The following is a 17,730-nucleotide window of genomic DNA, read 5'->3' as shown; positions in this document are numbered from 1 at the left end:
CGAGAGACCTTTTCTTATGCAGTTACATTCTCTTTGTCGTAAATCGGTACCCAGCCTTCAGTCGTCACGAAAATACGAACGGCGACGACTTGGCGGTCTTCTTGTAATGTGAAGTAATGACGTGTGTTGACCGGCACGGAGATGAGATCACCTGGATTGAGTTCGATATTGAAGTATCCGCGTTCTGCATCGTCAATCGCAAAGATGCCGTGACCACTGACGATGAAACGAACCTCGTCATCTGTATGATGATGCTCTTTTTGGAAGTTGACGAGCAGTTCATCTAAATTCGGTGTCGCATCGGATAGCGAGATGACGTCAGCCGTCTTGTAGCCACGTCGTGCTGATACATCTTGAATCTCGTCACGGAACGTCGCCAAGATGGCTTCTTTGTCTTCGTCTGTCAGTTGGTAATTTTCCTGAAGAGAAGCCGGTAACTTTGCGATATCCCATGCTTCGTAAAGGATGTCTCGTGATTCTAAAAAGTCACGTACCTCTTGTTGATCACTGACGCGTTCTTCGGTTTGTTGAAAATAAATTGTTGCCATGTTGAATTCCTCCTTATGAATGGACGCCTAGGGCGCGTAATTTTAATGAATAGCTAAACAAAAATTCATATGCCTCTAAATAACGTTTTGCCGCAGCTGGCGTTTCGCCCCAAACGGTGATCCCGTGGTTCCGGATGAGGACGGCACCGGCATCGCCTGTGACATGTAGCGCGAACGCACGGGCGAGCATCGGGATATCCGCGTGGTTCTCGATAATCGGGATTCGTACACTGGCCGTCTCTTCCCAATAACCGAGCGCTTTGATGATTTCTTGACCTGTGAACGTAACATGACCTTTTGCAGCATACAGTTCCGAGATGACGTTATTGTCGACCGTATGCACGTGAAGCGAACATGTTGCGTTCGTATTGTTGAAGATATCGACATGTAACAACGTCTCAGCCGACGGTTTGCCTGTCTGCTCTCCAATCAATTGACCGGTCGCATCAACGAGGACGAAATCTTCATCGGTGCGCTTTCGTTTATCACGACCGCTTGCCGTCACAAGGAATGTCAATGGGTCATCTGATACGCGGATCGCCAGGTTCCCGCTCGTTCCGGGGAACCAGTCTCGTGCGGCGAGCTCGTCTTTAATGTCGGCAAGTTCTCCCCACCGTTCTTGCACAGTCATACGTTCACTCCTTTCATATGAGCTGAGATATCGTAGAATGTCTCGAACGGAATATGTCGAATTCCTTCCGCCTCACATAGCGAAATCAATTGCCCCCGTGCATACACGACGTCGGCACGTTTGGCGATTTCAAAGTCGGTGACGGAGTCCCCGATGACAATCAACGTGTCGGTAGGTGAGACAATCTGTCGGGCAATTGTCGGCTTGCAGCATCCACAATCGTTCGAACAATGGACATCGCATGTATGAGGCCAGGTGACGTGTGCCGTCTCTCCAGAGAAATCAACATGATTGCAGTAGATGTGTTCCGGTTCGACGTAACCTTCTAGAATCGGATGGACGAAAAAGTCCATTCCGCCACTGACGACATCAAATCGAAAGCCGCATGACTGTGTCTCCTGTAAAAACTCGATAAACCCTGGTCGAAACGTTATGGTCGACTGAAGAAATTCACGGTACTTCAATTCCTGTTCACTCGGGAGCAAGCTGAACATCTGACCGACGCCTTCGCGAATGGAGAGCGTTTGGTTCAACACACCATCTTTAAGTTCGACCCATTCAGGTGGGGCGAAGCGTCGCATCAATGCGATGATGTTATCTTCTTCCGTGATGGTCCCGTCGAAATCACAGATGACGTGCGTACTCATCGTGCACCCCACGCATCTAAAGCAGTCGATAACGCATCGGTCTCGCTCGTCTTACCAATTGCTTGATCGATCGCTTGGCGGAACGCTCTCGCTCCGTCAGCCGCACCGTCTGGATGTCCGTGAATCCCACCACCCGCATTGATGACGACATCTGATCCGAAGTCACGAATCAAATCTGGTACGAGTCCAGGATGGATACCGGCAGACGGGACCGTCAGAATCGGTTTCGTCCAATGAGGTTCTGTCGCGTACGTCTGAATCTGTTGTGCCTCGTCTTTCTGTGTCGACAGTGAACCGTATGGCGACGGGAAGAGTGTCAAGTCTGCCCCGGCCAAGCGAATCAGTTTCCCGAACAGTAGGGAATGACGAACCGATCCGGTCAACGCTCCGGCAAAAGCGGGATGTGCCAAAATCGGGACATGAATCTCAGGATCTTTAGCGAGCTCGCGCAATGCGTCGAGCCCATACGTATATACGTTGAATAAGAGTGCGGTCGCGCCTGCCTCAATCAATCGCTTCGCCTGGTCGCGTAAGGTGAAAACGGGTCCGCTCAACGTGACGGCGTATAGAACGGAGCGACCGGTCGTTTCTTTATGCTCCCGGATGACCGATGCCCCGATCCGTGCCCGTTCGAGCGACGGGGTGAGCGGATTGTCATATAGAATTTCATCGTCTTTGACGAGGTCGATGCCGCCTGCGAACTGGTCCCGGAGTTGTGTCGCCAAAAAATCAAGGTCTCGTCCGATGACGCCTTTGAAGATGCTCATCGCGAGCGGGCGGTCGTGTACACGAAGGATGTCCCGGACCCCTTCAACTCCGAATGCGGCACCCGGAAAGTCCGGTGCGAGTTCCTCTGGAAGCGAGAGGTCGACAAGTTGAACGCCTGGGTCGAGGGAGAGCTTACCGAATGTCGTCGTCAGAATGGACGAAAAGTCCGGTGTCACGTTATGTAGCGGGTAGCGAATCGAGAAGCGACTTGTCGTTTCTTGTTGGGACGTGGCGATGACCTCACCTCGGAACGCTTGCAGTTGATATTGTTCGAGATGGTTCAACTCGGTCCATGTCCCAACGGTCAGCTCATGTGCGATTTTCTCAGCTACACGCTCGACGTGATCGGTATGTTTGATTTCATAAGTAGCGATGATTCCCATAAGTTCCTCCTTTCAGGTCAAACAAAAAATGACCTCATGCCAAGGCAAGAGGTCATTCAAAAAACAATGAACTCTTATCTCTCAGCGTTAGCTGCAAGAATTAGCACCGTGCCATTTCTGGTCGGTTGCTGCGACATCATCGGGCTTGTCCCTCCGTCTGCTCTTGATAAGAATAGTTGTGAAGTTGTGAAATTTAATTGAATTTTTACATAGAATCGCTCACTCGTCAATTCCTTTTTTTGAGAAAAAAAGTTTAAAAATAATGTTTCTATATATGCGTGTCGAAAATAAGTGGGCGACTGAAAATAGAGGATTGACAACTAGCATGCCTAGTCCGTAATATTCGTCTCAACACGTCAAACACAATTACATCATTTACTCTTATCGCGAGTTGGCAGAGGGAATTGGCCCTAAGACGCCGCAGCAACCGACCATTTGGCACGGTGCTACATCCACCAGACACATGTCTGAAAGATGAGAGGAACAACCAATTTGGGTGTGCCTCTTTCTCGCGGAGAAAGGGGCTTTTTTCATGCATAGATCCAAGAAAGGGGAAAACCATCATGGCTTATGAGGCGTTTACAGAACAGAGTGTCGTCGACCACGTTCGACAGTTAGGGTTACTAGAAGAGGGGATTGCAGAATGCGAGGAGATCGGGGATGGAAATTTAAATCTCGTCTTTCGCATTCGTCAAGGAGAGACGTCATTGATTGTGAAACAAGCGTTACCGTATGCAAAAGTCGTGGGGGAGAGCTGGCCGCTCACGCTTGATCGGTCTTGGATTGAACAGCTGGCTCTTCGTGAATTTTCAAAAGTCGTGCCTCAGTTCGTCCCGAGTGTCCTCGGGAGTGACCGTGAACTCGCCTATACGATTTTAGAAGATTTATCATCGTTCGAAATCGCCCGCACCGGCTTCCTAAAAGGAGAGAGCTACCCGAACTTAGCCCGCCACGTCGGTACGTTCCTCGGGGAAACGTTGTTTGCGACGTCTGACTACGCGAACGGACCACTCGTGAAGAAACAAATCGAAAAAGAGTATTACAATCCAGAACTATGCGATATCACGGAGAAACTGATCTTCACCGACCCGTATCGCGACGCAGAATCGAATCAAATCGAGCCAGTCCTTCGTCCGGATGTGGAGCAACTCTGGTCAGACCTCGCTTTGAAAATTGAAGTGACCAAATTGAAGGTTGGGTTCGTGACGAAGCACGAAGCGCTACTGCACGGGGATTTACATACAGGAAGCATTTTTGCGACCCGTCAAGAAACAAAAATCATCGATCCCGAATTTGCGTTTTACGGTCCGTTCGGCTTTGACATTGGTCAAATCATTGCTCATCTGGTGTTCTCAACGTATGCGCATCCGTTGAAACGATTCGAACGCTTCACCGAAGTACTCACCGTCTGGGAGACGTTCGAGAAAACGTTCCGTACCCGCTTTACACAGGCCGCAGAGCCGTTCAACACAGTAGGATTCGTGGACGAACTGTTGCCATCCATTTTGAGTGACGCCATCGGCTACGCAGGCTGCGAATTGATTCGGCGGACTGTCGGTCTGGCTGGAGTCGCCGACTTAGAGACATTACCAGTCGACCTTCGCATCGAACGGAAACGCCACGCCTTAGAGCTCGGTACGCGTCTCATCAAACAGCGCCATCAAATTCAATCCATCGATCAATTGATTCCAGTCTTGTCGGAGGTGCGCGTATGAGTGTGCAAAGTATTCATTTCGATGCCGACACGGAAATGTTGACGATTTTAGATCAGACGCTGTTGCCGCAAGAAGAGCGCTATGTCGAAGTGTTGACGCTCGAACAGGCCGAGCAGGCAATCAAGTCGCTTCAAGTTCGCGGTGCACCGGCCATCGCTTATTTCGGAGCGTTTGTCCTTGCGAAAGAAGCGTCACGTCTGCAAGACAATCCATATTTTCATCTCCAATTGAATCAAGTCGGTCAACGGTTGATTGCGACAAGACCGACCGCGGTCAACTTACAGCATGTCATCGAATCACTCCTTCGATTGAATGTGGGGGAGGACTTTGAACAGATTGCAAAAGCAATCAAGCAGCGTGCGATTGAAATCTTTGAACAAGACGTGGCTACGTATCGCACGATTGGGGAACATGCGCTCACCGTGTTACCCGCTGGTGGCAACGTATTGACGATTTGTAACGCCGGTGCCATCGCGACGTCACGATACGGTACCGCGCTCGCGCCGTTCTATGTCGGGAAAGAGCGTGGCATCCCGTTTCGGGTGTTCGCGTCCGAAACGCGACCGCTGCTTCAAGGAGCACGACTGACCGTATGGGAGCTCGACCGGGCAGATATCGATGTCACACTGATTACAGATAACATGGCGGCCTGGACCATCCAGACGAAACAAATCGATGCTATCATCGTCGGGGCGGACCGCATCACCCGTACCGGTCATACAGCGAATAAAATCGGAACACTTCAGCTTGCGATTTTGGCGAAGCATTACGGCATCCCATTCTATGTGGCTGCTCCGCATTCGACATTCGATTTAGAGGCAGATGACACGATTCAAATCGAAGAACGGGACGCGCATGAAGTGACCCATATCGGGGGACATCCGACGGCACTCGTCGGCATCACCGTCTTCAATCCGGCGTTTGATGTGACACCACCCGAACTGATTACCGGTCTAATTACAGAGACAGGTGTGCTCGAACCGACTGAGTCGGTCATTGAAGAACATGTAGGAGGAAACACATATGTCTAAAAAAATCATCTTCTTCCTGTTGACCGTCATCCTGGCACTTGCCGGATGCACGAACGAACAGGCTCAACCGAAAACGACTACGACAACAAGTAAAACGGAAGCGAAAACCGTCAACGTCTCAAATGAGACGCTTCCGAAAAATCTAGAAGTCGCCCTCGTTATGCAGATGTCGATCGGGACGTTCTCTTCGCAGTATATCGAAGGGGTGACCGAGCAAGTCGAAGCGTTCGGTGGCAACGTGAAAGTGTATAATGCCGAAAATGATTTGTCGAAAATGGCGAGTTATGTCGATACGGCGACGACGCAAGGAGTCGATGTGATCTTGATTGACCACGGACGTGCCGATGCCTTGAAAGAACCGGTTCAACGGGCGCTCGACAAAGGCATCAAAGTCGTTGCATTCGATAACGATTTGACGAACGAAGGCGTGACGGTCATCGACCAAGATGATTATTCACTAGCATGGCGCTCGCTAAAAGCACTCGCGGAAGATTTGGACGGGGAAGGGAACATCGTCACGATTTGGGTCGGTGGATTCACCCCGATGGAACGTCGACATACGATTTATGACGCGTTCTTAAAACGCTATCCCGGCATCCAGGAAGTCGCAAAGTTCGGTTCGGCGACGAACAACACGGCGCTCGATACGCAAAGCCAGATGGAGGCGATTTTGAAGAAGTACCCGGAAGGCGAAATTGATGCGGTGTTTGCGATGTGGGATGAGTTCGCAAAAGGGGCGAGCCGTGCCATCAAACAGGCAGGACGTGACGAGATTGCCGTCTATGGAATTGATTTGAGTGACGAAGATTTACAACTTATGCAAGAAGAGGGAAGTCCGTGGAAAGTGACAGCTGCCACAGATCCAGCCGAAATCGGTCGCATTCAAGTCCGTTACGCTTATCAAAAAGTAGTCGGGGACGAAACGCCTTCAATTCATTCGGTCGACCCATATCTAGTGGATCGTGATGTCTTGCCGGACGAGGCTGTCACGATGGATGACCTTGGACAGTACGTTCCGGGTTGGGGCGAATCAAATGCGGCATGGTCGGATTGGATGAAGGAGACGGACTGATGATTCACTTGGAACGAATCACGAAACAGTACGGTGACGTCACGGTGCTTGATCAACTGTCATTCAGTTTGAAGCCTGGAGACATTCATGGTCTCCTCGGTTTGAACGGGGCCGGTAAGAGTACCCTCATCAAACTGCTAAACGGAACGGTCGAACCGACGTCCGGCGAATTGTCCATTGATGGAAAACCAATCTGGCTCACACCAGCGGAAGCGATTCGTCATGGCATCATCACGGTATCGCAAGAAGTCGATGATGCGCTCTATTTGGACTTGCCTGTGTATGAGAATGTCCTTCCATGGCAGACGGTGAAATGGATTCGCCCGCAACGTTTGAAAGAGCGAGCGCAACGCGTGTTGTCCCGAGTCGGTTTAGAGGTCGATCCAACGATTCCAGCCGGTCAATACCCGCTCAGCGTGAAGCAGCGCCTTCTCATCGCCCGAGCACTCGAGAGCGATGCCAAGTATTTACTCCTCGACGAACCGACCGCTGCCTTATCAGAAACGGAGGCCGACGCCTTACTGGAATTGTTACAGAAGCTTGCGACAGAAGGAGTCGGAATTGTATTGGTCACGCATCGTTCAAACGAGCTCACACGGGTCACGTCGACCTCTACGTTTCTTCGAGACGGACGTGTTGTGTACGATGGACCGTACCAATCGCTCTCCTCGGAAGCGGTGCAGACATTTTTGAGTGGGACGACATTTGATGCAGTGTTAGAAAAGGCAGTGCCTGAAAATGAGATTTTCTTGTCTGCGCAGTTGCCCCTTCCAGTCTTCCAATCTGACATTTCGATTGAAGCGTATCGCGGGGAAGTGCTCGGGATTGGTGGATTGACGGGAAGTGGGAAGACGGAACTGATGGAAGCATTGTTCGGTCTTTCTGGAATTCGTCAATCCATCACAATCGAGGGGAAAGAGCACGTGATCAAAGAACCAGCAGACGCCGTACGTTTAGGGTTTGCACTCGTTCCAGAGGAGAGACGTCGTCATGGATTATTTTTAGACGAGACGATTGAACGGAACGTGATTGCTGTCGCAGGAAAGACCGATGATGTCTCGGACGTATTGAAATCGCTTCGCGTCCGCTATGCGAACGTGAGACAACCGGTAAGTGAGCTGAGTGGCGGAAATCAGCAGAAGGTCGTCTTCAGCAAATGGTTGCTCGATAAACGAGACATCTATCTGCTCGACGAACCGACAAAAGGAATCGATATCGCAGCGAAACAAGACGTGTATGAACGCGTCATTGCACTCGCGAAACAAGGGAAGACCGTATTGTTCACGTCAAGTGAGCGACATGAACTTGAACGGGTCGCCAATCGGATTGTTTGGCTCGACCGTGGACAAATTGTAGAGAAAGGAGGCGTGTAAGATGGCACAATTGGTGGTCAAGGAACGAAAACGAATCAGCGGTCATATCGGTCAGTATGGGACGTTACTCGCAATCCTTGGTTTGATTGCGGTCTTTACCGTGACGAACGATCAATTTCTGACGTATGCAAATTTTAGTGACATTATCAAATCGGTTTCAATCGTGTCGTTACTTGCCCTTGGCGTCACATTCTCGCTCATCGTAGGAGGATTTGACTTATCAGTCGGATCAACGGCGAGTCTTGCGACAATCGGGGCGGCAGCAAGCCTCGTCCTTCATCGACAAGAGCTACTCGTCGCTCTGCTGATCCCACTTGCACTCGGGATTCTCGTCGGGCTGTTAAATGCGCTCGTCACAATCAAGTTTCGGTTGCCGGATTTACTAGCGACACTCGCCATCATGTACGTCATTAACGGGATTCAATTGACGTATACGAAAGGATTCTCGATTTATGACAACATGCCGATTGAAGGGGGGACGGCGCCAGGACGTTTCATCCCGTCGTTTCTATTCATCGGTCAAGGGACAATCGGTCCGATTCCGTTCGTCGCCCTACTCATGCTGGTATTCTTTATCGGAGCGCATCTGTTCTTGACTTATACGCGGACTGGGCGTGAGTTTTATTACGTCGGATCGAACGCCGAAGCGGCCCGTCGTTCTGGGATTGCCGTGAATCGCATTAAACTTTATGCCTACGTGCTCAGTGGGTTGTTTGCGGCCATCGGTGGGATCATTCTTGCATCTCGGATTGGGACTGGTCAGGTCTCGGCTGGGGCACCCCTCTTGATGGATGCCGTCGCGGCTGCTTACATTGGTTATGCTGTCTTCGGAACAGGGCGTCCGAACGTCATCGGAACATTGATTGGAGCTATTTTGATTGGGATTCTTCTAAACGGACTGACGATGTGGGATGTCCCGTATTATGCGCAAGACATCGTCAAAGGGACGATTCTCATCGGAGCGCTCGGTCTCTCATATATTCAAAAGAAGCAGCGGACATAACGAAACCCCGGACATCAGTTGTTCGGGGTTTTGCTGAGTTCATGTGTCATCGAAAGAAAAGGATACACTCCACCGTTCGTCTCCTGCATAAATATTTCCTGTGGGGTGAAACCGAGCGATTCATATAAACGGATCGCTCGCTTGTTGAACGTGGCGACAGTAAGACACACATTGCAAGTCCCATATGTCGCATCAATCCAATTTAAAATCGATGTTAGAAATCGATATCCATTGCCGTTGCCCGTCAAATCAGGGCGCATGCCAAGACCGATGGTAACAGTTCCTGGTGATTCGAATTGTAACGTGACAAAGCCAATCATCTCATTCGTTTCAAGGACGGCGAACGTCGTATCGCCCCGTTCATCTGCATCTAAAAATGAGGTGAGGTCTTCCTCGTCGGCGTCCATATTGTAAAACGCGTAGTCGCCTTCATAACGCCACTCAAAGGCGATACGTTCGGCTTGCTCTTGGGTGAGTGGTTGAAACGTATAATTCATTGAAATTCCTCGTCTCTGATGGAAGTGGTCGTGCTACACTCAAATCGTATCATGAAAATAAAGGGAGGGGACAAGATGGCAGTCAAGTTGGATATGATCGGCATCGTCGTGAAGGATATGAAGCGCTCACTCGATTTTTATCGTGCGCTCGGGTTTGAGATTCCGGAAGCGATGAATGGAGAAGCGCATGTGGAAATCGATGAGGGGGGCGTGCGTCTCGCGTTCGATACGGTGGAAGTGGCCGAATCGGTGTACGGGGAATGGAAACAGGCAGAAGGACATCGGATTGAGCTTGCCTTCTTATGTGAAAGTCGAGAGTCGCTGAATACTTTGTATGATTCAGTCCTTGAACAAGGTTATGCGTCACACAAAGCACCGTGGGATGCGTTCTGGGGTCAACGTTACGCCATCCTGTACGATGCGGATGGGAATTTGATTAGTCTGTTCGCCTCATAAAAATAATCCCGGGCCATGTGGCTCGGGATTATTTTTTGTCGTGGCACTCTCCCCATGAACAAAGGGCATTCATGGCGGGTTGCAGTCCGAGGGCGTCTTCGGTCAATGAATATTCGACGTGCAGGTGCTTCTCGGTCGAGTAGTCGACACGGCGAACCATGCCGAGCTGCTCGAGCTCGCGCAATTGGTCGGTCAACACTTTTCGGCTGACGTCCGGAATCGCTCGTTGAATATCAGAAAAACGAAGCGGTCCATCTTGAAGCGTGCAGTACACTTGGGGGCGCCATTTGCCGCCGATAATCTCAAGTGCGCGGTTGACGGGGAACGATGTGGTCATGTTCAAGGAACCTCACTTTCGGGTAGTTACTTCAATGTGCGTACTTTTTTTCTTGCTTCAATGACAGTATCTTATCGTTATCCGCTAAATTGAGCAAACAAAAAGGAGTAGATGAAACATGACATATCCAAGAACGTTTTCACACATCGGTCTTTCTGTACCGAGCGTCGCTGAGGCCGTAAAATTTTATGAGGACGTGATGGGGTGGTATACGATTATGACACCATCAGACGTTGTCGAGGATGATTCGCCAATCGGTGTGATGTGTACCGACGTCTTCGGACCGGGCTGGGGCAAATTCCGAATCGCTCATATGTCAACGGGAGACGGAATCGGGATTGAGTTGTTCGAATTCCCGAACAACGAAACACCAGAAGACAACTTCGAGTTTTGGAAGACAGGGATCTTCCACTACTGTGTACAAGACCCTGACATCGAAGGGCTCGTCGAGAAGATTGTCGCTCACGGCGGGAGACAACGGATGCCGATTCGTGAATACTACCCAGGTGAAAAACCGTACCGCATGGTGTACTGCGAAGATCCATTCGGCAACCTCGTTGAAATTTATTCACACTCATACGAACTCACGTATTCGGAAGGAGCTTACTAAACATGAAAGCATGGCTACTCGATCAACCTGGTCTTGATCATCTGCATATTGGAGAAATCGACCGACCGACACCAGGAGCGGGAGAACTGTTGATTCGTGTCGAAGCGATCGCCTTGAATCCGGTCGATTATAAAGTCGGATCAAACGGAAACCCGAATTGGTCATATCCACACATTCTCGGTGTCGACCTCGTCGGAGAAGTCGTTGAGGTCGGTTCGAGTATCGCCAACATCATTACGGGTTCGCGTGTGGCTGTTCATACGGATCTTTCGAAATATGGGGGATTCGCCGAGTATACGGTCGTCGATGCCCGGGCGTGTGCGGTCGTTCCGCAAGGTGTAAGCGATGAGGCGGCGGCTTCTATCCTGTGTGCGGGGATGACAGCATATGAAGCGGTCATGCAGAAGCTGAACACGCGAGATAAGGAGACGATTCTCGTACACGCAGGAGCGGGCGGTGTCGGTGGATTTGCGATTCAGCTCGCAAAACGGCTCGGTCTGAAGGTATTCACGACGGCATCTCCTGAGAACGTTGAGTGGGTAGAATCACTCGGGGCGGACGTGGTGATTGATTATAACGTCGAGGACGTGACGGCACGGATCATGGAAGAAACAGATGGACGTGGTGTCGACCTGATTTTGAATACAGTCGGACGAGACGTTGCGACAGCAGACCTAGATCGTCTCGCATTCAGCGGACACCTCGCCTACATCGCCGGGCCACCAGACATGACGAACATGAAAGGCTTCACGTTATCTCCTTCGATTCACGAAGTGGCACTCGGGGCGGCGCATGCGAGCGAGGACGAACATGCGATTCGCAACTTGGCGTATATGGCCGAAGAGATGATGAACTTGCTCGATGCAGGTGAACTGAACGATCTCGTCACAGAAGTGTTGTCGTTCGACCAATTGAAAGAAGGTCTCGAAAAACTACAAACGCGAAAAGTGCGCGGTAAACTCATCGTCCGCATTCGCGACTGAAGAGAGGACTCCCTGTTATACTGACAGGGAGCTTATTTGTCGAGGAGGGGAAAGAATGGAGCGATTGGCAGACACGTATCGTCAGACGAACGTTCAATTGAGCGGTCACGGCAAACGGGAAGCCGGGGTATTGAAACGCGCATTTGAGCATGTGCGTGAAGATGAGCCGAGTGATCAGTATGGACAGGGGAAAACGATTCGACAGTTCGAAGAGAAGATGGCACAGGTTCTTGGGAAAGAGTCGGCAGTTTTCTTTCCAAGCGGTACGATGGCACAGCAGATTGCGCTACGCATTTGGTGTGATGAGACAGGGAAGAAAAAGGTCGCATATCACCCGCTGTGCCACCTTGAAATTCATGAGCAGGATGGTTTAAAAGAGTTGCATCACATCGAACCGATTTTAGTGGGGGACGAAAACCGATTGATGACGCTCGAAGAGATACAAGCGTTACCGGACATCGCGTGTCTGTTGCTCGAACTGCCACAACGAGAAATCGGCGGGGAATTGCCGACGTTCGAGGAACTTGTGGCAATTCATGAACACTGTCGTGAGAAAGCGATTCATCTACATCTGGATGGTGCACGACTGTTCGAATCGCTTCCGTATTATGAAAAAGAGGCATCTGAGATTTGTGCGCTCTTTGATAGCGTATACGTCTCGTTTTATAAAGGAATCGGTGGCATTGCCGGTGCCATCCTTGCTGGACCGAAGGCATTTTGTGACACGTCGAAAGTATGGAAGCGACGCTACGGTGGTGACTTAATCAGCTTATATCCATACATCCGGTCTGCGGATTATTATTATGAGCTACGAAAAGACAAGATGGCCGAGTATCGAAACGAGGCCGTCCGCTTGGCAGCGCGCTTCAATGAACTCGATGGCGTGTGGACGACTCCACGCATCCCGGTCACGAATATGTTCCATCTTCATTTTCAAGGGGAGAAGGAAGAAATTGGTGAGAAAATTGCGCGCATCCAAGAAGAAACAGGAGTAGGCATTACGGGGTATCTTGTTGAAAAAGACGGACACTGTTCAACCGAAGTAAGCATCGGAGATACGTTTGAACGGATTACGCGAGAACAGCTTGATGGATTGTTTCGGCAGTTCAGATGAATCAAAACATGCACCATTCCTTTTCGGGAACGGTGCATGTTTTTTACTGGCTTACAATCGCTTCGAGACGATCGAGTTGGGAATTGAACCCTTCGACAGCGCCCATTTCGACGACTTGTTGGAGAGCCTCTTCATTCGGGAATTCGGAGCGACTAATGAATAACGTGCCTTCCGATGTATCGAGAAATTCATTTGTGATCGTCATGACAGGCAAGTCCGGATTGACGTGTCCGTCCGCATCCGAGAATGCATCCGTATAGACGATTCGGGAGTATGGATCGACGTCGATAAAGGTTGATTTGCCCCATGATTCCATACCATAAAAGTCACCTTGTTCTTTGTCGACACAAGTCATGCAATAATGCCAAATCCCCCCCGGTTTGAAGTCGAAGCTGTATACTTTCGTCTCCCATCCGGACGGTCCCCACCATTTCTCTAAATGTGCAGGTGTCGAGAATGCTTCAAATACAAGTTGGCGTGGTGCCTTGAACAGACGTTCCATAATCAATGTCGTGCCCTCTACATGTGATTTGACCGTACTCATGATCCATTCTCCTCTCGCTGTGACTCCGCTAAAAACGTCTCCAATCGATCGAGTCGCTCTGTTTCCCGAGCCATATACGTCCGCCAAGCATCTAACGGTTCGAGTGCTTGAGACTTGAGTGCATAACGTCTTCGATTGGCATCAATGGTTACTGTGACGAGACCTGCATCATACAGAATTCGCAAGTGCTTCGATGTCTGCGGTTGACTGATTCCAAGCTGATTTGCCATCATTACGACCGTCCACTCTTGTTTCCGTAACAATTCGATCATCCGCAACCGGTTCGGGTCGGCTAACGCTTGAAACAAAGAAGCCAATCTCTCTTCCATTTTTCGTCACCGTCCTCTTATTTTGAATATTCCCAATTAGGAATATTCCGAAACAGGAATACTCAATATTTAAACAATAAATCAAGTAGCATCTCACCAATCGGTCGTTCTTTTCCTTCATAAGGAAAAGCGTGGATATGGATGGCGGGATTAAAATTCAATTCGATGATACCGTATTCGATTTGCGCATCATCGAGAGAGGGAATCATCATATCGACACCACAGATGGTTGCCCCGACTGACTTAGCGGCATCGACAGCAATACGCTTATAGATGTCAGAAATTTGATCCGTATAGTCGATACTATCTCCGCCGGTACTGATATTAGAGTTTTCGCGTAAGAAGACACGCTCATCGAGAGCGGGAATACTATCGGGGGTCTTGCCTTGAGCACGTAAAAATGAGATGACGACCTCATCGATTTCGATTTTCTCGAGCGGTGTCTTGTATCCTTTTCCGCGTAACGGGTCTTCATTTTTTGTCGCAACGAGTTGACGGATCGAAGAGGTGCCATCTCCAGTGACGTTCGCCGGGACACGATGGAGGATGCCCGCGACATCATCCCCGATGACGAGGAAGCGATATTCTTTTCCGGGTAAGAATGTCTCAAGTAAAACGACATCATCAAACGTTTTCGCATACTGAAATGCAGACAGTGCTTCCTCATACGTCGCTCCGTCTTTAAAAATGTGAATACCGACTCCGAAGTTTGTAGACTTCGGCTTTAAGACGATGGGTTGTTTTGAAAATGAATGCCATGCCTGAGATAAATCCGATTCCTCTTGAAGTTCTACCCCTTCAGGGACACGAATGCCATGCTCTGCGAGTACAAACTTTGTCACCGTTTTATTCTCCATCATTAAAACGGAAACATAATTGTCTTTTGATGTTTTCGTTGCCTGTTTGACGTATTCTTCGTGTTTGCCGTTTCGAATCCGAATGAACTGGTCAGAACGATCGATGACATCGACACGATAACCACGTTTAATTGCGGATTTCATTAAGATTTGAGTAGACAGTTCCAGGTCGGCATAACCGTGAATGCGAAAACGATTTGCATAGGCGTCCTCATAAAAGTGTTCTGCTTGGGCGAGGGACCATGCGTGATAACCTGTCTCGATCATAATCGTCTTTAATCGGGAAGCATACGTCCTGTCCACGTGATCAATTTTTTCGCGTACAGCGGGAAAGACATCTTCGAAGCCGAGGTCATAGTGTGTGTTGAACGAATCGATGGCGTCGAGAAGTTCTGTCGCGTACGTGTGTAAAGGGATGGCGTAACCGTCTCGAGTCAATATGCTTGCGGGAGACATGCCTTCTTTGGCGACACGTTGTTGATTATTGTACGCTTCAGCTTGCCAATCGACATGAGATGTCTCCTCAGTAAAGGTCAAGTACAACAAAAACAGATGAAGGAACCGTAAATCTGAACGAGCAATTCCGGTCTTTTCAAACGGATTCAAATCGATATTGCGAATTTCAATGTAATCGATACCGTGTGCCTCGAGTTGATTTAAGTCGTTACCACCTTTCGATGTTTTCAATCGGATGGGGGAGTAGAGTTCGTTCGGATTGGCAATCTCGCCTTTGGCAATGAACCATCTTACATCATCTATATAACTAGAGAGTGTCGCATAATTTGGATAAAGTGGTTCAACATTCGTGTACCCACAGTCGCTATTCCGATATGACAATGCTTGTTTATTTGAAAAAGTGTCTACATGAAGCGCTTGCATCTGGCTGACACATCGTTCTTCATAACTCGCATGTACGGCGGGGGTAGCACCGAGCAAATAGACGATGAGCCAACGCATTCGTAAATATTGACGAACTAACTTCAAATATAGGTGATCTTTGAAGTGTCGATATTGTTCAGGGGATCCTTCGTATAATGCGGATAACATCTCATCGGAAAATGAAAAGTTGAAATGGATTCCAGAAATGAGTTGTTTTTTCGCACCATATTTTTGGAGCAGATGCTCACGATAACGGCTAGCCTCTAGTCCGGACACACCAAAATCAGCGAGTGGAATCGTACCACCTTCCGGCAAGGCACATGGCATCGATTGCGGCCAAAGGCGTTCATCGCCTATGTTTAGCGCCGTGATGTCGTATAGCGTTTCTAAAAAATGATGTGCCGCCTCAATCGTCGGAAACGTCGGGGTGACGAGCTCAATTTGACTTTCAGAAAAGTCGGTCGTGATATATGGATGTGTCGCTTTATGACCGAGTGCTTTTGGATGCTTCGTAACAGCTAGTGTGCCTTCTGACGTGACTCGTAACATTTCTCGCTCGATGGCAAATTTTCCACTTGTGATGAGATGGTGGGGTAGTTGATTAAACTGCTTCTGCAAGGGAAATCACTTCCTTTTTCGTTAGTCGGACAAAGAGGGCAGAGACAAGCCCTTTTGTGATACTTGAAATGGCGATACTCCACCAGATGGCATCGATTCCGAGATAAGGCTCAAGAAAAAATGCGAGCGGGATACGGGCCACTGTGAAAATAATCGAGATGGTCGCGGGGATTTTCGGTAATCCGAGTCCTGAGAAGTAACCGTTTCCGATCATTTCAATCGATGAGAAGACGAGCGAAATGCCGATAATTCGCAAGTAGCTCGCCCCAATTTCGATGGTTCGAACGTCATCGACGAATAGACCAATGAGTAAATCTGGGACGAATAAAAAGAACAACATAATGAATCCTGTGTAAACCATCCCGAGTCGGGTCGTTACCCGGTAACCTTCATAAACACGATCTACTTTTCGTGCCCCGAGGTTTTGACCGGTATAGCTAGCCATTGCTCCGTTCAAGCCACCAATCATCATGTAGGCAATCGATTCGATTTGAAGTCCGATGCGCTGTGCCGCAATCGCTTCCGTCCCGTATGAGCCAATCATGCGGGCAAGAAAAATACTGATTACCGTGAACAAAATCCGTTGGGTTGCCATCGGAAAACCAAGACGGATGATTTCTTTATAGTCAGCTCGAGTCGGCTGAACGACTTCATCCCAATTGAATAATGTACGAGCGCGGTGCCGAAACAATCCGAACATCATGACGTTGGCGACAAGTGTTGCAAGAGCAGCCCCGATCACACCGAGTTGGAATGGATAAATGAAAATCGGGGAGAGAATCATATTGAGGATGACACCTGTCGCATTGATTCGCATCGCTGTTGTCGTATTGCCATATGCACTGAATAGACGAGCAAACAGCAAATTAAAGAAAGAAAAGATGAGCATCGGCGCGCTGACGAACAAATATTCATACGCAAGCTGCTCCACAGCGGGGGCACCCATATTCAAATAGCCGATGAGGGTATGACCGAATACAATTAGTAGTGAGGCGTACGAAAGACCGAGTGTTAGATTCAGACGCCTGCCGGCCCGGACATGACGCTGAACCGAATCGAGGTCACGTCTCCCAACAGCTTGTGATACTTTGATGCCGGCGCCAACGACAATCAACGATTGAATCGCCTGTCCGAGCATGATATAAAAACTAGCTGCACCGATACTTGCCACAGCATCGCTCCCGAGCGCACCGACCCAAAACATGTCGACGAGACTATACGTAAATTGTAATAACGAGCTACCGACGAGCGGAAGGGCAAGAGCCAGAATGACGCGTTGCACGTTTCCAATCGTCAAATCGACGGTTTTCACAAAGCAAGACTCCTTACATTCTT

The 17,730-nt window shown here is 49.3% G+C and carries 19 protein-coding genes and 2 riboswitches; of the genes, 9 read left to right on the top strand and 10 right to left on the bottom strand.

The window, feature by feature from the left end; translation table 11 throughout:
* Positions 1-14 precede the first annotated feature (14 nt).
* The 4 genes from Q9R25_RS09560 to Q9R25_RS09545 are packed head-to-tail and all read right to left on the bottom strand — an operon-like array spanning position 15 to position 2,977.
* On the bottom strand, positions 15-548 hold the full coding sequence (locus tag Q9R25_RS09560; RefSeq protein ID WP_269317553.1) for a 1,2-dihydroxy-3-keto-5-methylthiopentene dioxygenase: 534 nt from the start codon (positions 546-548) through the stop codon (positions 15-17).
* A 13-nt stretch (positions 549-561) separates the two neighbouring features.
* Positions 562-1,179: a methylthioribulose 1-phosphate dehydratase gene (locus Q9R25_RS09555; RefSeq protein WP_269317554.1), complete on the bottom strand. Its 618-nt coding sequence runs from the start codon at positions 1,177-1,179 to the stop codon at positions 562-564.
* The gene (locus Q9R25_RS09550; protein WP_214690396.1) at positions 1,176-1,826 is read right to left on the bottom strand and encodes a 2-hydroxy-3-keto-5-methylthiopentenyl-1-phosphate phosphatase; all 651 of its coding nucleotides are present in this window, start codon (positions 1,824-1,826) and stop codon (positions 1,176-1,178) included. The genes Q9R25_RS09555 and Q9R25_RS09550 overlap by 4 nt, the downstream gene beginning before the upstream one ends.
* On the bottom strand, positions 1,823-2,977 hold the full coding sequence (locus Q9R25_RS09545; protein ID WP_269317555.1) for a 2,3-diketo-5-methylthiopentyl-1-phosphate enolase: 1,155 nt from the start codon (positions 2,975-2,977) through the stop codon (positions 1,823-1,825). The genes Q9R25_RS09550 and Q9R25_RS09545 overlap by 4 nt, the downstream gene beginning before the upstream one ends.
* Positions 2,978-3,048: 71 nt before the next feature.
* A riboswitch (SAM riboswitch) is annotated at positions 3,049-3,150 on the bottom strand.
* Between the two features lie 205 nt (positions 3,151-3,355).
* Positions 3,356-3,458, top strand: a riboswitch (SAM riboswitch).
* Between the two features lie 82 nt (positions 3,459-3,540).
* On the opposite strand from Q9R25_RS09545, the gene mtnK reads away from it, so the two are divergent.
* From mtnK to Q9R25_RS09520, 5 genes are read left to right on the top strand one after another with little or no spacing between them, the layout of a single operon-like run.
* Positions 3,541-4,692 carry an S-methyl-5-thioribose kinase gene (mtnK, locus tag Q9R25_RS09540; RefSeq protein WP_311283082.1) on the top strand — a complete coding sequence of 384 codons (1,152 nt, stop codon included), beginning with the start codon at positions 3,541-3,543 and terminating at the stop codon, positions 4,690-4,692.
* Positions 4,689-5,723 carry an S-methyl-5-thioribose-1-phosphate isomerase gene (gene mtnA / locus Q9R25_RS09535; RefSeq protein WP_311283081.1) on the top strand — a complete coding sequence of 345 codons (1,035 nt, stop codon included), beginning with the start codon at positions 4,689-4,691 and terminating at the stop codon, positions 5,721-5,723. The genes mtnK and mtnA overlap by 4 nt, the downstream gene beginning before the upstream one ends.
* The gene (locus Q9R25_RS09530) at positions 5,716-6,795 is read left to right on the top strand and encodes a sugar ABC transporter substrate-binding protein (protein ID WP_159563037.1); all 1,080 of its coding nucleotides are present in this window, start codon (positions 5,716-5,718) and stop codon (positions 6,793-6,795) included. Before mtnA ends, Q9R25_RS09530 begins: the two co-directional genes overlap by 8 nt.
* Positions 6,795-8,168 carry a sugar ABC transporter ATP-binding protein gene (locus tag Q9R25_RS09525; RefSeq protein WP_215243604.1) on the top strand — a complete coding sequence of 458 codons (1,374 nt, stop codon included), beginning with the start codon at positions 6,795-6,797 and terminating at the stop codon, positions 8,166-8,168. The genes Q9R25_RS09530 and Q9R25_RS09525 overlap by 1 nt, the downstream gene beginning before the upstream one ends.
* Position 8,169: 1 nt before the next feature.
* Entirely contained in the window at positions 8,170-9,171 is a 1,002-nt protein-coding gene (locus Q9R25_RS09520) for an ABC transporter permease (protein ID WP_012727477.1), read from the top strand.
* A gap of 14 nt (positions 9,172-9,185) precedes the next feature.
* Here Q9R25_RS09520 and Q9R25_RS09515 read toward each other — a convergent pair whose 3' ends face one another.
* Entirely contained in the window at positions 9,186-9,668 is a 483-nt protein-coding gene (locus tag Q9R25_RS09515) for a GNAT family N-acetyltransferase (protein WP_215243605.1), read from the bottom strand.
* Positions 9,669-9,743: 75 nt separating this feature from the next.
* Between Q9R25_RS09515 and Q9R25_RS09510 the strand changes: the two genes are divergently transcribed.
* Positions 9,744-10,124 (top strand): VOC family protein, encoded by a 381-nt coding sequence (locus tag Q9R25_RS09510; RefSeq protein WP_159563035.1) that lies wholly within the window; start codon positions 9,744-9,746, stop codon positions 10,122-10,124.
* 28 nt (positions 10,125-10,152) lie between these two features.
* Here Q9R25_RS09510 and Q9R25_RS09505 read toward each other — a convergent pair whose 3' ends face one another.
* Positions 10,153-10,461, bottom strand: coding sequence for a winged helix-turn-helix transcriptional regulator (locus tag Q9R25_RS09505; RefSeq protein WP_078147739.1), 309 nt, complete (start codon positions 10,459-10,461; stop codon positions 10,153-10,155).
* Positions 10,462-10,579: 118 nt separating this feature from the next.
* Here Q9R25_RS09505 and Q9R25_RS09500 point away from each other — a divergent pair, with 118 nt between their 5' ends.
* The 3 genes from Q9R25_RS09500 to Q9R25_RS09490 are packed head-to-tail and all read left to right on the top strand — an operon-like array spanning position 10,580 to position 13,168.
* Positions 10,580-11,071, top strand: coding sequence for a lactoylglutathione lyase family protein (locus Q9R25_RS09500; RefSeq protein ID WP_074035577.1), 492 nt, complete (start codon positions 10,580-10,582; stop codon positions 11,069-11,071).
* A 2-nt stretch (positions 11,072-11,073) separates the two neighbouring features.
* The gene (locus Q9R25_RS09495) at positions 11,074-12,054 is read left to right on the top strand and encodes a zinc-binding dehydrogenase (RefSeq protein ID WP_215243606.1); all 981 of its coding nucleotides are present in this window, start codon (positions 11,074-11,076) and stop codon (positions 12,052-12,054) included.
* Between the two features lie 55 nt (positions 12,055-12,109).
* The gene (locus tag Q9R25_RS09490; protein ID WP_311283080.1) at positions 12,110-13,168 is read left to right on the top strand and encodes a threonine aldolase family protein; all 1,059 of its coding nucleotides are present in this window, start codon (positions 12,110-12,112) and stop codon (positions 13,166-13,168) included.
* A gap of 43 nt (positions 13,169-13,211) precedes the next feature.
* Here Q9R25_RS09490 and Q9R25_RS09485 read toward each other — a convergent pair whose 3' ends face one another.
* The 4 genes from Q9R25_RS09485 to Q9R25_RS09470 form a co-directional block, all read right to left on the bottom strand.
* The gene (locus Q9R25_RS09485; protein ID WP_215243608.1) at positions 13,212-13,712 is read right to left on the bottom strand and encodes an SRPBCC family protein; all 501 of its coding nucleotides are present in this window, start codon (positions 13,710-13,712) and stop codon (positions 13,212-13,214) included.
* Positions 13,709-14,041 (bottom strand): ArsR/SmtB family transcription factor, encoded by a 333-nt coding sequence (locus Q9R25_RS09480; RefSeq protein ID WP_031422096.1) that lies wholly within the window; start codon positions 14,039-14,041, stop codon positions 13,709-13,711. Before Q9R25_RS09480 ends, Q9R25_RS09485 begins: the two co-directional genes overlap by 4 nt.
* A 62-nt stretch (positions 14,042-14,103) precedes the next feature.
* A complete protein-coding gene (gene gshAB, locus Q9R25_RS09475) occupies positions 14,104-16,395 on the bottom strand; it encodes a bifunctional glutamate--cysteine ligase GshA/glutathione synthetase GshB (RefSeq protein WP_215243609.1) in 2,292 nt (763 codons plus the stop codon).
* Entirely contained in the window at positions 16,379-17,707 is a 1,329-nt protein-coding gene (locus tag Q9R25_RS09470) for an MATE family efflux transporter (RefSeq protein ID WP_311283079.1), read from the bottom strand. Before Q9R25_RS09470 ends, gshAB begins: the two co-directional genes overlap by 17 nt.
* Between the last annotated feature and the right edge of the window lie 23 nt (positions 17,708-17,730).

Origin of the sequence: Exiguobacterium sp. BG5(2022), assembly GCF_031844365.1 — a bacterium.
Classification (GTDB): domain Bacteria; phylum Bacillota; class Bacilli; order Exiguobacteriales; family Exiguobacteriaceae; genus Exiguobacterium; species Exiguobacterium profundum.
The sequence above is the reverse complement of the archived record's forward strand: the minus strand, read 5'-3'. Positions and strand labels throughout refer to the sequence as shown.

Bases quoted from the DNA above. Each gene is read 5' to 3' on its own strand.
- Q9R25_RS09530 (WP_159563037.1), top strand. From the start codon at position 5,716: ATGTCTAAAAAAATCATCTTCTTCCTGTTGACCGTCATCCTGGCACTT.
- Q9R25_RS09490 (WP_311283080.1), top strand. From the start codon at position 12,110: ATGGAGCGATTGGCAGACACGTATCGTCAGACGAACGTTCAATTGAGC.
- Q9R25_RS09515 (WP_215243605.1), bottom strand. From the start codon at position 9,668: ATGAATTATACGTTTCAACCACTCACCCAAGAGCAAGCCGAACGTATC.
- Q9R25_RS09555 (WP_269317554.1), bottom strand. From the start codon at position 1,179: ATGACTGTGCAAGAACGGTGGGGAGAACTTGCCGACATTAAAGACGAG.
- Q9R25_RS09505 (WP_078147739.1), bottom strand. From the start codon at position 10,461: ATGACCACATCGTTCCCCGTCAACCGCGCACTTGAGATTATCGGCGGC.
- Q9R25_RS09520 (WP_012727477.1), top strand. From the start codon at position 8,170: ATGGCACAATTGGTGGTCAAGGAACGAAAACGAATCAGCGGTCATATC.
- Q9R25_RS09485 (WP_215243608.1), bottom strand. From the start codon at position 13,712: ATGAGTACGGTCAAATCACATGTAGAGGGCACGACATTGATTATGGAA.
- Q9R25_RS09500 (WP_074035577.1), top strand. From the start codon at position 10,580: ATGACATATCCAAGAACGTTTTCACACATCGGTCTTTCTGTACCGAGC.
- Q9R25_RS09545 (WP_269317555.1), bottom strand. From the start codon at position 2,977: ATGGGAATCATCGCTACTTATGAAATCAAACATACCGATCACGTCGAG.
- Q9R25_RS09550 (WP_214690396.1), bottom strand. From the start codon at position 1,826: ATGAGTACGCACGTCATCTGTGATTTCGACGGGACCATCACGGAAGAA.
- Q9R25_RS09510 (WP_159563035.1), top strand. From the start codon at position 9,744: ATGGCAGTCAAGTTGGATATGATCGGCATCGTCGTGAAGGATATGAAG.
- mtnA (WP_311283081.1), top strand. From the start codon at position 4,689: ATGAGTGTGCAAAGTATTCATTTCGATGCCGACACGGAAATGTTGACG.
- Q9R25_RS09560 (WP_269317553.1), bottom strand. From the start codon at position 548: ATGGCAACAATTTATTTTCAACAAACCGAAGAACGCGTCAGTGATCAA.
- Q9R25_RS09525 (WP_215243604.1), top strand. From the start codon at position 6,795: ATGATTCACTTGGAACGAATCACGAAACAGTACGGTGACGTCACGGTG.
- Q9R25_RS09480 (WP_031422096.1), bottom strand. From the start codon at position 14,041: ATGGAAGAGAGATTGGCTTCTTTGTTTCAAGCGTTAGCCGACCCGAAC.
- Q9R25_RS09495 (WP_215243606.1), top strand. From the start codon at position 11,074: ATGAAAGCATGGCTACTCGATCAACCTGGTCTTGATCATCTGCATATT.
- mtnK (WP_311283082.1), top strand. From the start codon at position 3,541: ATGGCTTATGAGGCGTTTACAGAACAGAGTGTCGTCGACCACGTTCGA.